The sequence below is a fragment of the Streptomyces sp. SAI-170 genome, assembly GCF_049739565.1.
GTDB lineage: Bacteria > Actinomycetota > Actinomycetes > Streptomycetales > Streptomycetaceae > Streptomyces.
Genome location: NZ_JBMGQD010000001.1, coordinates 2,844,146 through 2,856,311 on the forward strand (window position 1 = coordinate 2,844,146; position 12,166 = coordinate 2,856,311).

Here is a 12,166-nt window from a genome sequence, read left to right on the forward strand (position 1 = left end):
CACACTGGTGCCGTGAAGAGCGAAGACACCCCGTTCGAGGGCGGGCCGATGGACGGCCGGGTGCTGCCGGTCCTGCTCGGCATGACCGGGCACCCGCCCAAGACGTACAAGATCCCCGTGCCCGACCCGGCAGGCGGCAGCCCGGCCGTGCTGGTGTACCGGCGCGTGCCGCGCCACGAGGGCAGGCCCGTCGGACTGCGCAACCGCTGGAAGTACCGCTACGACCCGCAGGGCGACCAGGGCGGCAGCGGCCTGCGATGGCCCTGGTCCAAGCCCCACGCCGGCTGAAGACGTACGGCCGCCCGCGCCAGCGCCATTTCCATAAGCTATGAATATAAAAATGTTATGCTTCGACCATGAGTCGTCACGACACCGCTCCTGACGCGTCCGCCGCCATCGGGGAAGCCCTCTACGGCCTGGCCACCAGGGCCGTGAGACGCCTGCCCCGGGACATGAGCCTGACGTCCGCCGCCACCCTGGCCACCCTGGACCGGACCGGCCCGCGGCGCATCACCGATCTGGCCGCGGTCGAGGGCGTCACCCAGCCCGCGATGACCGCCCTGGTCCGGGTGATGGAGGAGTCCGGCCTGGTCGAGCGGCGGGGCGACGCGTCCGACAAGCGGGTCACGCTGGTGTGCCTGACCGAGGCCGGCGCCTCCTATGTCCGCACGCGGCGCCAGGCGGGCGTCCACGCGTTCGAGCGGTTGATCGGCGAGCTCACCGGCGACGAGGTCGAGGCGCTGGTGGCGGCCCTTCCGGCGCTGAAGCATCTGGCAGAGCTCGAAAGCCAGGACCGCGAAGGGCCGAAGCCGTGACCGGGCAGCCGGCCGGCGAGGTCCCGCGGTGAAGGCGTTACCAGTGGCGCGTTCCGAGGCGCGGCCGCTGGTCCCCGCCCTGATGTTCATCGCTCTGGTCGTGGCGGCGGTCGCCAGCCTCGGGACGCCGCTCATCACCAGCGTGGCGACCTCGTTCCACGTCTCGCTCGGCAGCGCGCAGTGGACGCTGACCATCGCGCTGCTCAGCGGCGCCGTCGCCACGCCGGTCCTGGGCCGGCTCGGAGCCGGCCCGCACCGGCGGGCCACGATCCTCGCCACGCTGGCGGTCGTCGTCGCCGGCAGCGCGCTCACCGTGCTGCCGCTGCCGTTCGCGTGGCTGCTGGCCGGCAGGGCGGCCCAGGGCGTCGGGCTCGGGCTGACGGCGCTGATGATGGGCGTGGCCCGGGACCACCTCCCCGAGGAGCGCGGCGCGGCCGTGATCGCCCTGATCTCGGTGGTCTCGATCATCGGGGCCGGCGTCGGCTACCCGCTGGCCGCACTGCTCGCCGAGCTCGGCGGGGTACGGGCCGCCTACGGCCTCGGCCTGGTCGTCACCGCCGCCGCCCTCCTGACCGCGTGGCGCTCCATGCCCGAAGCCCCTGCGGGCCGCTCGGCCCACGTGGACGTGGCAGGCGCGGTCGTCCTGGCCGCTGCGCTGCTCCTGGTGCTGTTCCTCGCCGGCGAACGGAATCTGTGGAGCCGGCACCTCGCCGGGGCGGCGGGCCTCGCCGTCGTCGCGGTGGTGCTGCTCTGCGTCTGGGCCGTCATCGAACTGCGCAGTACGACGCCCCTGGTCGATGTGCGGGCGGTGCGGCACCCGGCGGTCGCCGGGGCGAACCTCGCCATGTTCGTCGGCGGGATCGGCATGTACCTCCTGCTCACGCTCATCACGCGGTACGCGCAGACGCCGCACGGCGCCGGCTACGGCTTCGGGCTGACGACCTTCGTCGCCGGGCTGGTCCTCATCCCGTTCTCGGTGCTGGGGTTCGTCGCCGGCAAGCTCACGCCACGGGTCCGGACGCGGATCGCCGACCCGCTGCTCCTGGCCGGCAGCGCCGTGGTGGTCGGCGGCGGGTTCGCCCTGTTCGCGGCGGCCCGGTCGGACCTGGCCGAACTGTTCGCGGCGATGAGCGTGCTCGGCTTCGGCGTCGGCGGCTTCTCGGCCGCGATGCCCGGCGTCATCCTGGCCGTCACCCCCAAGAGCGAGACGTCGAGCGCCATGAGCTTCAACTACGTCGTCCGCAGCGTCGGGTACTCCCTGGGCAGCGCCATCGGCGGCCTGATCCTCGCCGCGGGCACCGGCCCCGGCCGCCTCTTCCCCGACGACAGCGCCTACACCACGGCGGCGCTGGTCGGCATCGGCGCCATGGCGATCACGACGCTGACAAGCCTCGCTCTCGCCCGCCGACGCTCGTCCGAGACCAACCCGTAAGTCAGATGCACTCATCCGCACACTGGAGGTTCCATGCCCAAGGGCTACTGGGTCAGCGTCTACCCCGCCATATCCGACCCTGAGAAGCTGGCTGCCTACAACGCGCTGGCGGGTCCGGCTGTCCGGGCCGGGGGCGGGCGCGTCCTGTCCAATTTCGGTCGAGTCGTCGCCCACGAGGCCGGAATCGCCGAACGCGTCGTTCTGATCGAGTTCGACAGTTTCGAACAGGCGGTCGCGGCATACGAGAGCGAGGCGTACCAGAAGGCGCTGGTGGCCCTCCCCGACGGCTTCGAGCGCGACTTCCGCATCGTCGAAGGCATCGACTGACCGAGGTCCGGTCGGATCGGCTTGGCGCCGGTTTCAGCGACCGGGGCAGCTGCGCGCGACGGCCCCGCCGGAAGCCACACGCCACGCCGGGCGGCAAGTCGGACGACACCGACGGGTGACGGTGTTGCGCCACCTCACCGACACTCGGCGCGCGGACCTGCCCGGACCCGTCCCATGCTCGCGGTGCGGAGCGACCGCTCCTCACGCACCGGAGGTGATGACGTGTCAGGAAGGCTTGTGCGCCTGGTCTGCACGGTGGCGGTGGCCGCCCAGGCCGTCCTCGTGGCCGCACCCGCGACGGCCGCAGCCGAACCGGACCCTGCCGGTCAGCGGCCCGTCGCCGAGCTGCTGACGGACCTTCAGCGGTTGTACCGCGAGGCCGAGCGGGCGACCGAGACCTACAACGCGACCGAGGAGAAGCTGAAGGAGCAGCGCGCCCGGGTCGCCCGGCTCGACGGCGAGCTGGCGCGCGTCCGGCTGTCCCTGCACGACAGCCGGGGCGCCGCCGGACGGCTGGCCCGCCAGCAGTACCAGAGCAGCACCGACATCTCCCCCTACGTACGGCTGCTGCTCGCCCGTAACCCGCAGCAGGCGCTCGACCAGGGCCATGTCATCGGCCAACTCGCCCGCGACCGCGCCGAGACGGTCGGCCGCCTCACCGGCACCGAACGCAAGGCCGACGAACTGGCCCGCAAGGCCCGCGAGGCCCTCGACCGGCAGCTCACCCTCACCGAGAAGCGGAAGAAGCAGCGCGACGAGGTCCGCGACCGGCTCGACGACATCGAGGGCCTGCTCGCCGGCCTCACCCCCGAACAGCTCACCGCGCTGGCCGACTTCGAGAAGAAGGGCATCGACGAGGCCCAGCGCGAGATCATGTCCGCCCCCGGCGCCCCGGGCACCTCACTGGAGCCCTCCCGCGCCGGCGACACGGCCCTGCGCTACGCCGTCCAGCAGATCGGCAAGCCCTACGAATGGGGCGCCGAGGGCCCGGAGACGTACGACTGCTCGGGCCTGACCTCCCGGGCCTGGGCGAAGGCAGGCATCCCCATCCCCCGCACCAGCCAGGAGCAGTGGGCCCAGCTCCCCCACATCCCCCTGACCGACCTGCGCCCGGGCGACCTGGTGATCTACCACCCGGACGCCACCCACGTGGCCCTCTACCTGGGCGAGGGGATGATCGTCCACGCCCCCAGGACAGGAGAAAGGATCGAGGTGGCCCCTCTGGGCTCTCTACCGATCCGAGGTGCAGTGCGCCCCGAAGGGGCGCGGGGAACTGCGCGAGCAACCGCCGACAACCGATAGCCGCCCGCGCACAGGACCCTCAAAGGCGATCAGGCGAACGACCCGAGGTACGCCGAGGTCTTCGACGGCTCGTAGAAGAACTCCTCGAAGTCCCCAGGATCGTTGAACCCATTGGCGAACCGGTCGGCGACAGGCTGGATCTGCCCGGCCGCCCCGATGAGGTTCAGCACATGCTCCGGCGGCGGCGCCAGCATGGCATTGGTCCACTTCACCACGTGCTGCGCCGTGGCCCAGTACCGGTCGAACGTCGCCTGCATCCACGCCTCGTCGAACTCCTTCTCCCCGTGCTCGAGGATGGAGGCGAGGTAGGCGGCGGCGCACTTGGACGCCGAGTTGGAGCCCTGCCCGGTGATCGGGTCGTTGGCGACGACCACGTCGGCCACACCGAGCACGAGCCCGCCTCCGGGCAGCCGCCCGATGGGGTTGCGCACGGTGGGGGCGTAACGCCCGGCCAGCGTGCCACCGGCGTCGGTCAGTTCGACCTTGGTCGCCCGCGCGTACTCCCACGGCAGGAACTTCTCCATGAGTTCCAGCGTGAGGGAGAGGTGCTCCGCGGGGTCCTTCACCCCCTGGAACACGTCCAGGGGACCGCCCGGGACGCCCTCCCAGAAGAGGATGTCGGCGCGGCCGGACGTGGTGAGCGTCGGCATGACGAACAGCTCGCCGACCCCGGGGACGAGGTTGCAGCGGACCGCGTCGAACTCGGGGTGCTCCGGGCGCGGGCCGAGGCCGTGGACGTAGGCGACCGCGAGGGCGCGCTGCGGCTCGCTGTACGGGGAGCGGGAGGCGTCGCGGCCGAACATCTGGACGAGCTCGCCCTTGCCGGCGGAGACCAGGACGAGGTCGTAGGCGCGGGAGAAGTAGTCGAGGTCGCCGACCGCGGCGCCGTGGATGACGAGCTGGCCGCCGCGCTGGGCGAAGGTCTCCATCCAGCCGGCCATCTTCACGCGCTGGTCGACGGACTGGGCGTAGCCGTCGAGCTTGCCCACCCAGTCGATGACCCGCTGCGACTCGGGGCCGGCCACGGAGACGCCGACGCCCTCGATCTTCGGGGCCTGGGACTCCCAGAAGTTCAGCTGGAGGTCGCGCTCGTGCTGGAGTGCCGTGTGGAACATGCACTGCGTCGACATGACCCTCCCGGAGCGGATCTCGTCCGCGGTCCGGTTGGACATCAGGGTGACCTCGTAGCCGTGCGACTGGAGCCCGAGGGCGAGCTGGAGGCCGGACTGGCCGGCTCCGACGACGAGTATCTTCCGCATGCGGGGGTGTCTCCTACTCGGGGGTTTCGTCGAGCGCGTGGCCCACCAGGGCCAGGAGGGTCTCGATCACGGAGATCCGGCGACGCGCGTCCATGATCATGACAGGCACATGCGGAGGAACGGTGAGGGCCTCGCGCACATCCTCCGGCTCGAACAGCTCGGTGCCGTCGAAGTGGTTGACCGCGACGACGTACGGCATCCCGCAGCTCTCGAAGTAGTCGAGCGCGGGGAAGCAGTCCTTGAGCCGGCGGGTGTCGGCCAGCACGACGGCGCCGATCGCGCCGCGCACCAGGTCGTCCCACATGAACCAGAACCGCTGCTGGCCCGGCGTACCGAACAGGTACAGCACGAGGTCGTCGTCCAGCGTGATGCGGCCGAAGTCCATCGCCACGGTCGTGGTGAGCTTGCCCGGCGTGGCCGACAGGTCGTCGGTGTCCTCGCTCGCCTCGGTCATCAGCGCCTCCGTCTGCAGAGGCGTGATCTCCGAGACGGCGCCGACCAGGGTGGTCTTGCCGACACCGAAGCCGCCGGCCACCACTATCTTCGTGGCGATGGGGGCGCGGGTGCGGTCCGTCTGCCAGGCTTTCAGGTTCTCGTCCTCGTCGACGAGAGGGGCGACGCCCAAGGAGGAGGCGACGTCAGAGACGACGGAGTCCACTCATCACCCTTTCGAGCAGTGCGCGGTCCGGACGGCCCGTGCCGTGGCCGGTGCCCGTGCCGTACACCCTGATCTTTCCCTGGTCCGCGAGGTCGCTGAGGAGCACCCGGACCACGCCGAGCGGCATCTTCAGCAGCGCGGCGATCTCGGCCACCGTGCGCATGCGGCGGCACAGTTCGACGATGGCCCGCATCTCCGGCATCACCCGGGTGCTGAGGGAACCATTCGCCAGCTCCTTGCGCTGCTCCGGCGCCTGAAGCTCCGCCGTGGTCGCCACGAAGGTCTCCACCAGGAGCACATGGCCGAAGCGGGTGCGGCCACCGGTGAGCGAGTAGGGGCGCACGCGGGCGGGCTTGCGCTCGCCGCCGCGGACGGGGAGCCGGTTCTTCGGCGCGCCCGCGGTCATCGGACGCTCCCGGCGGTCTCGGTCTCCAGGGATTTTCGCAGCTCGCTGCGGAGTTCGGGGGTCAGCACATGGCCGGCCCGGCCCACGAAGAGCGCCATGTGGTACGCCACCACGCTCATGTCGCAGTCCGCGGAGCCGTGCACGCCGAGCAGGGAGCCGTCGCTGATGGACATCACGAACAGGCTGCCCTCGTCCATGGCGACCATGGTGTGCTTGACGCCGCCGAACTCCAGCAGGCGGGCGGCGCCGACGGTGAGGCTGCCGATGCCGGAGACGACGGTGGCCAGGTCGGCGGCGGACCCGCGGGGTCCGGTGGGCCGGCCCTCGGGCGCCTGCCGGGCCGCCTCGTTCCTTCCCGGGTCGGAGGAGAGCAGCAGCAGGCCGTCGGAGGAGACCACGGCGACCGAGAGGATGCCGGGCACCTCCTCGACCAGGTTGGTCAGCAGCCAGTGCAGATTGCGGGCCTCACTGCTCAGTCCGAAGGTACTGGGCGCGGTCAACTGCTTGCCTCCTCGACTGTGCCCCCCGTGGCTTCATCAGCGTGTGCGTGTGCTTCTCGTACGGTTCCTGCGGTCGGTGCCTCGGTCTGTGCGGTGTGCTCGGCGATCTCCGCCTCCACGTCCCGGTAACCGGCCTCCGCCCCCCGGCGGAAGCCGCCGAGGCGGCGCCGTAGGGCGTCCGCGTCCACGGAACGGCTGCGCTGGCGCGGTGCCTGCGCCGGAGCGGTGATCTTCGGGGTGCGCTTGGGCAGGCCCTTGTCGGTGAGGGGCTCGTCCTGGTCGTCGGGCACCCGGTCGTGGGTGGTGGGCTCCTCCGGGGCCGGCGCGGCGGGTTCCTCCACCGCCGGGACCGGGGCCAGCAGCTCCATGGTGGTCTCGGAGGGCGTCTCCGGCGGCGCCTTCGGCCCGGCTTCCGCCGGTTCCGCCTCCGTCTGTTCCGCCTCCGCTTCCCGTACGGCCTTCTCGGCCAGGTCCACCAGCGGGTCGCCGCTCGCCGTGCGGCCGGGCAGGACGTTGGAGTTGGCCTCGGCGTCGGCGCCCGGGAGGGAGAAGGAGTGGGCGCCGCCGGGGGCGGTGACGGCCGTGGGCGGGACCGGGGTCTGCGGGGCCGCCGCGAGCAGCGAGGTCGGCAGGACGACGACCGCCGCGACACCGCCCTGCTTCTGCTCGCGCAGCTGCACCCGCACACCGTGCCGGTGGGCGAGGCGGGCGACGACGTAGAGGCCGAGGCCGAGACCGTCCTCGCCCTCCTGGTCGTACGGCGTATCCGGGTCGAAGTCGGCGAGGCGGGAGTTGAGGCGCTCCAGGCGCTCGGCGGCCATGCCGATGCCCTCGTCCTGGACGGAGAGCATGACCTCGCCGTTCTCCAGGAGCCAGCCGGAGACCTCGACGGGCAGGTCGGGCGGGGAGAACGAGGTGGCGTTCTCCATGAGTTCGGCCAGCAGATGGCTCAGGTCGTCCGCGGCGAACCCGGCGATGTGCGCGTGCGGCGGCAGGGCGGCGATCCGGACGCGCTCGTAGCGCTCGATCTCGCTGACCGCGGCGCGCACGACGTCGACCAGCGGCACGGGGTGCGCGGTCTGCTGGACGTGCTCGGTGCCGGCGAGGACGAGGAGGTTCTCGCTGTGCCTGCGCATGACGGTGGCGAAGTGGTCGAGCTTGAAGAGGGTGGCGAGCCGCTCCGGGTCCTGCTCGCGCTCCTCCAGGCCCTCGATGACGGCGAGTTGCCGCTCGACCAGGCCGAGGGTGCGCAGGGCGAGGTTGACGAAGGTGGAGCCGATGCTGCCGCGCAGCCGCTCCAGGGCGGCGGCGGACTCGCCGAGCTCGGCGCGCAGTTCCTCGCGGGCGTCGGCCATCCTCTGCCGCTGGCCCACCAGATGCTTGCGGTCGGACTCCAGCGTGGCGATCCGCTCGTGCAGGCCGGCGGCGTGCGCGTGCAGGGCGTTGACGGAGCGGACGACCTGCGCGAACTCGTCGTTGCGGCCGGTGAACTTCACCGGCTCCTCGGCGGCCGGGTCGGCCGCCTCGGCCAGGCGCTTGGAGCCCAGGCGCAGCACCGCGAGCGGGCGGGTGAGGGTGCGGGCCATGCCGGTGGCGACGCCGATGGCCAGCAGCATCAGGGCGCCCAGGACGGCGACGCGGATCTCCAGCGCGGTGACGTCGTCGTCGCGCAGCTGGGCGAGGTCCTTGACGCGCTGGTTGTAGAGGGCCGACTCCACGCCGCGCATGGTCTCGATGCGGGCGGTGAGGGCGGCGTCCAGCTTCTCGGGGCTGGTGCCGAGCTCGTCGTCGGAGAGGGTGGGCTCGTCGGTGAGGGAGGCGAGGTACTTCTCGGCGGAGTTGACCTCGGCACCGGTGACCGTGGACTCGTAGGAGGTACGGGCCTTGGTGGTCGCGGTGTCGGAGAAGTCGGCGAGGGCGGCGTCGGCGCGCAGCCGGGCCTGCTGGGCGGCGGCGGTGAGGGCGTCGCGCTGCTCGGGGTCGGAGGAGACGCTGTTCTCGACGTTCTGGCCGGTGACCGGGTCCCAGACGGTCTCGGTCTCGCTCGGCACGTTCAGCGCGGCCAGCAGCAGACCGCGGGCGGCGGCGGACTGCTGGACGGCGGCGTCCAGTTCGGCCAGAGCGTAGGCGCCGGAGCCGGCCCTGGGGGGCAGTTGCTCGGCGAGGTCCTCGGCGAGGCGGTGCAGCTCGGTGATGGCCGCGGAGTACGCCTCGTGCGTCTGGAGAGCGGTGCTCTTGCCGGTGAGCGCCGCTCGGCGCAGGGCCGCGACGGCGTCCAGGTCCTCCCGCAGCACGGCGGGCGTGTCGCTGTTCGCGCGCAGTTCGTCCACCTGCCGGTCGACGCGGGCGCTGCGCTGCTCCGAGGGCGCCTTGGCCTTCGGGCGGCCGGCCGCGACGAAGGAGGTGACCTCGTCACGCTCGTCGGCGAGGGAGTGGGCGAGGGTGAGCGCGTCCCGGGTCTGCTCGGCGAGGGTCACCAGGTCCTGGGTGTCCTTCAGCTGCCCGGACGCGGCGAGCACCGAGGGTGCGCCCGCGCCGGCGACGGCGGCCGCCACGACGGCACACGCGACGATGAGCCGGTTGCGCACATGGGTGGGCCGCCCCTTGCCGGCCGGGGTGCCGGGCTGCTGCTCCGGGCCCCCCGTGGGAGCCGTCTGCCTGCCTGTGCGCCGAGGCCGCATCTTCTGCACCGGTGCTCGCAATCCTGTACTCGTGTACCCATGGGCCCGGGTGACGCTCCGTCAATCGCTGCAACTGGTGCGCGCACACCGGGTTACGGCTCCAGACCCTCCCAGTGCCGGTCGGCAGGGGGCGCGCATCACCAGACCCGCCACCCGAAGGAGTGAACATCGGAGGGGAGTTGGCGGGCAAGTTCCGGTGGCCTGTGCGACGGCCTTGTGCGGCGGGCCGGTTGGACGTGGGCGACGGGCTTTGACAGGATTCGCCACCACGCCTTCCCGGAGTGCGGTATTCCACCCCAAACCCGGCGCGTGACCTGCGCCGGTGCGTCGATTCCCGGGCGGTTGCCAGCCTTTGGCGAAGGACGTGAAGGGGTCGTGCAGACTGGCCGGATGCGAACCGAAGTCGTCTGCGAACCCGGCACCCGCACACGCCCCAACGAGGACTTCGCGAGTGTCGGCACATCCGCCTGCGGACAGGGCGGTTCGCTCGTCGTGCTGGACGGCGTGACGCCCCCGAAGGGCGGCACGGGGTGTCTGCATTCCGTCCCCTGGTACACGGCACGACTGGGCGGCGCCCTGACCGAACTGACCGTTTCACTCCTGGATGTCCCCCTCGCCGAGACCCTCTCCCGTGCCCTCACGCGTACCGCCGAGTACCACGCGGACACCTGTGACCTTTCTCACCCACGCACCCCTCAGGCCACAGTGGTCGTGGCGCGCTGGGACGCGGAGACGCTGGAGTACCTGGTCCTTTCGGACTCGGCGCTGCTGCTGGAGTCCCCCGACGGCACCGTCACCGCCGTACTGGACGACCGTCTGGACCGGGTCCCGCGCCATCTGCGGGTCTCCGACGACGTGCTGGACGCCGCCGCGCGCAACAAGGAGGGCGGCTTCTTCACGGCCGCCGCCGACCCGGCTGTCGCCGCTCGCGCGGTCACGGGCACGGTGGCGCGCTCACATGTCAGCGCCCTGGCGGCCCTCACCGACGGGGCGACCCGCTGGACGGAGAAGTTCCACGAGGGCGACTGGACGGACCTGTTCACCTACGTGCGCAAGCTCGGCCCGCGCGCGCTGATCGAGCGCGTACGGGAACTGGAACGCGCGGACGCCGAGGAACGAAGGCATCTGGGCCGCGGCAAGACGCACGACGACGCGACGGTGGTGTACGCGGAGCTGTGAGGCGCGGGGGCGTTACTTCTCGAAGCCTCGGTTGAGCTGGTGCAGCAGCCGGGCCAGTTCGGCCACCTCGTGGCGGTCCCAGTGGGCGAGCTTGCTGACGTAGCGGGCGCGGCGGGCCTCGCGGACGCGGCCGACGCGGGTGCGGCCCTCCTCGGTGAGGCGGACCAGCCAGGCGCGGCCGTCGGCGGGGTCGGGCTCGCGGGCGATCAGGCCCAGTTCCTCCAGGGCGCGCAGTTGGCGGGACATGGTGGCCTTGCCGACGCCGATGTAGCCGGCGAGGTCGGTGGCGCGCTGTCCGCCGCTCTCGTCCAGCCGGACCAGCAGGCCGTACGCGGAGGATTCCAGGTCGGGATGGACCTCGCGGGCCATCTCGCCCTGGTTGGCGCGGGCCCGCCGCAGAAAGACGGTCAGCTCGCGTTCGAGGGCGAGGAATTCCTGGTCCACACCACTCGGCGGGGCGTCGGATTCGCCCGGCCGCCCGCCACCGTTACCGCGCTCGTGCACGTCAGCACCCCTGCTCCGGTTTCCCGTTCCTGAAAGTTTCCGCCAAAGGCGACCATCGCCGCAGCTCGGTCAGTATTTCGCAGGCGTAGACCAACGGCGGTATCCGGACCCTCTTCCCTCACGGAGGTCTACGTGCGTAGCTTCGTAACCCTGCACATACTGGCATGCCCACGCCATGCCAGGCGTTTCCCCCCACCGAGCACCACCGAGTCTTTCGAAAGGCACGTCATATGCTCGTGCACAGACCCGGAACCACTCGCCGCCGGCGCCTCACGCTCGCCGGCACCCTCGCCGCGGCCTTCTCCCTCCTGTTCACCACGCCCTCCTCGGCGGCCGACGTACCGCCGCGCGGCTCCGCCCACATGGGCATGGGCGTCATCGCCCACGACGGCCAGGACGGCACGCCCGTCCCCGGTGACGCCACCCAGACCGAGGGCGTGGACGTCAGCGGCCACCAGGGCAACGTCGCCTGGACGACCCTGTGGAACAGCGGCGTCAGGTGGGCCTACGTCAAGGCGAGCGAGGGGACGTACTACACCAACCCGTACTTCGCCCAGCAGTACAACGGCTCCTACAACGTCGGCATGATCCGCGGCGCGTACCACTTCGCGACCCCGGACACCACGAGCGGCGCCACCCAGGCCAACTACTTCGTCGACCACGGCGGCGGCTGGTCCCGCGACGGCAAGACCCTTCCCGGGGCCCTCGACATCGAGTGGAACCCGTACGGCGCCGCCTGCTACGGCAAGACGCAGTCCGGCATGGTCACCTGGATCCGCGACTTCCTGAACCAGTACAAGGCCCGCACCGGCCGCGACGCCGTCATCTACACCGCCACCAGCTGGTGGAAGCAGTGCACCGGCAACTACGGCGGCTTCGCCTCCTACAACCCCCTGTGGATCGCCCGCTACGCCACCGAGGTGGGCGAGCTGCCGGCCGGATGGGCGTACTACACCATGTGGCAGTACACCTCGAGCGGCCCGACGGTCGGTGACCACGACAAGTTCAACGGCGCCCTGGACCGCGTCCAGGCGCTGGCGCTCGGCTGATCCGAGCTCGCGTTCACTCCCCGTTTCTCGGACAGGGCGAAGGCCCGGGCCTCC

The 12,166-nt window shown here is 71.7% G+C and carries 13 protein-coding genes; 7 read left to right on the top strand and 6 right to left on the bottom strand.

Features of this window, described 5'->3' with window-relative positions; translation table 11 throughout:
* The first annotated feature begins 12 nt into the window (after positions 1–12).
* From RKD23_RS12490 to RKD23_RS12510, 5 genes are all read left to right on the top strand, one after another.
* Positions 13–288 carry a hypothetical protein gene (locus RKD23_RS12490; protein ID WP_424853753.1) on the top strand — a complete coding sequence of 92 codons (276 nt, stop codon included), beginning with the start codon at positions 13–15 and terminating at the stop codon, positions 286–288.
* Positions 289–452: 164 nt separating this feature from the next.
* A complete protein-coding gene (locus RKD23_RS12495) occupies positions 453–815 on the top strand; it encodes a MarR family transcriptional regulator (protein ID WP_091261881.1) in 363 nt (120 codons plus the stop codon).
* A 43-nt stretch (positions 816–858) separates the two neighbouring features.
* Positions 859–2,247: an MFS transporter gene (locus tag RKD23_RS12500; protein WP_424853754.1), complete on the top strand. Its 1,389-nt coding sequence runs from the start codon at positions 859–861 to the stop codon at positions 2,245–2,247.
* Positions 2,248–2,280: 33 nt separating this feature from the next.
* The gene (locus RKD23_RS12505; RefSeq protein ID WP_424853755.1) at positions 2,281–2,574 is read left to right on the top strand and encodes a DUF1330 domain-containing protein; all 294 of its coding nucleotides are present in this window, start codon (positions 2,281–2,283) and stop codon (positions 2,572–2,574) included.
* Positions 2,575–2,796: 222 nt separating this feature from the next.
* Positions 2,797–3,876: an NlpC/P60 family protein gene (locus RKD23_RS12510; protein WP_424853756.1), complete on the top strand. Its 1,080-nt coding sequence runs from the start codon at positions 2,797–2,799 to the stop codon at positions 3,874–3,876.
* Positions 3,877–3,905: 29 nt separating this feature from the next.
* Here RKD23_RS12510 and RKD23_RS12515 read toward each other — a convergent pair whose 3' ends face one another.
* From RKD23_RS12515 to RKD23_RS12535, 5 genes are read right to left on the bottom strand one after another with little or no spacing between them, the layout of a single operon-like run.
* Complete coding sequence (locus RKD23_RS12515) at positions 3,906–5,135, bottom strand: styrene monooxygenase/indole monooxygenase family protein (RefSeq protein WP_424853757.1); 1,230 nt, start codon at positions 5,133–5,135, stop codon at positions 3,906–3,908.
* Positions 5,136–5,148: 13 nt separating this feature from the next.
* Positions 5,149–5,793: a GTP-binding protein gene (locus RKD23_RS12520; RefSeq protein WP_404042269.1), complete on the bottom strand. Its 645-nt coding sequence runs from the start codon at positions 5,791–5,793 to the stop codon at positions 5,149–5,151.
* Positions 5,774–6,199: a DUF742 domain-containing protein gene (locus tag RKD23_RS12525; protein WP_424853758.1), complete on the bottom strand. Its 426-nt coding sequence runs from the start codon at positions 6,197–6,199 to the stop codon at positions 5,774–5,776. Before RKD23_RS12525 ends, RKD23_RS12520 begins: the two co-directional genes overlap by 20 nt.
* Entirely contained in the window at positions 6,196–6,699 is a 504-nt protein-coding gene (locus RKD23_RS12530) for a roadblock/LC7 domain-containing protein (protein WP_404042271.1), read from the bottom strand. The genes RKD23_RS12525 and RKD23_RS12530 overlap by 4 nt, the downstream gene beginning before the upstream one ends.
* Positions 6,696–9,389: a nitrate- and nitrite sensing domain-containing protein gene (locus RKD23_RS12535; protein ID WP_424853759.1), complete on the bottom strand. Its 2,694-nt coding sequence runs from the start codon at positions 9,387–9,389 to the stop codon at positions 6,696–6,698. The genes RKD23_RS12530 and RKD23_RS12535 overlap by 4 nt, the downstream gene beginning before the upstream one ends.
* Before the next feature lie 381 nt (positions 9,390–9,770).
* Here RKD23_RS12535 and RKD23_RS12540 point away from each other — a divergent pair, with 381 nt between their 5' ends.
* A complete protein-coding gene (locus RKD23_RS12540) occupies positions 9,771–10,559 on the top strand; it encodes a protein phosphatase 2C domain-containing protein (RefSeq protein WP_424853760.1) in 789 nt (262 codons plus the stop codon).
* Between the two features lie 12 nt (positions 10,560–10,571).
* Here RKD23_RS12540 and RKD23_RS12545 read toward each other — a convergent pair whose 3' ends face one another.
* Positions 10,572–11,063 carry a MarR family winged helix-turn-helix transcriptional regulator gene (locus RKD23_RS12545; protein WP_404042274.1) on the bottom strand — a complete coding sequence of 164 codons (492 nt, stop codon included), beginning with the start codon at positions 11,061–11,063 and terminating at the stop codon, positions 10,572–10,574.
* A 230-nt stretch (positions 11,064–11,293) separates the two neighbouring features.
* Here RKD23_RS12545 and RKD23_RS12550 point away from each other — a divergent pair, with 230 nt between their 5' ends.
* The gene (locus tag RKD23_RS12550; protein ID WP_404042275.1) at positions 11,294–12,112 is read left to right on the top strand and encodes a lysozyme; all 819 of its coding nucleotides are present in this window, start codon (positions 11,294–11,296) and stop codon (positions 12,110–12,112) included.
* Positions 12,113–12,166 lie beyond the last annotated feature (54 nt).

Coding starts and splice junctions, on each gene's coding strand:
- RKD23_RS12495 (WP_091261881.1), top strand. CDS start 453: ATGAGCCTGACGTCCGCCGCCACCCTGGCCACCCTGGACCGGACCGGC.
- RKD23_RS12505 (WP_424853755.1), top strand. CDS start 2,281: ATGCCCAAGGGCTACTGGGTCAGCGTCTACCCCGCCATATCCGACCCT.
- RKD23_RS12515 (WP_424853757.1), bottom strand. CDS start 5,135: ATGCGGAAGATACTCGTCGTCGGAGCCGGCCAGTCCGGCCTCCAGCTC.
- RKD23_RS12525 (WP_424853758.1), bottom strand. CDS start 6,199: ATGACCGCGGGCGCGCCGAAGAACCGGCTCCCCGTCCGCGGCGGCGAG.
- RKD23_RS12540 (WP_424853760.1), top strand. CDS start 9,771: ATGCGAACCGAAGTCGTCTGCGAACCCGGCACCCGCACACGCCCCAAC.
- RKD23_RS12550 (WP_404042275.1), top strand. CDS start 11,294: ATGCTCGTGCACAGACCCGGAACCACTCGCCGCCGGCGCCTCACGCTC.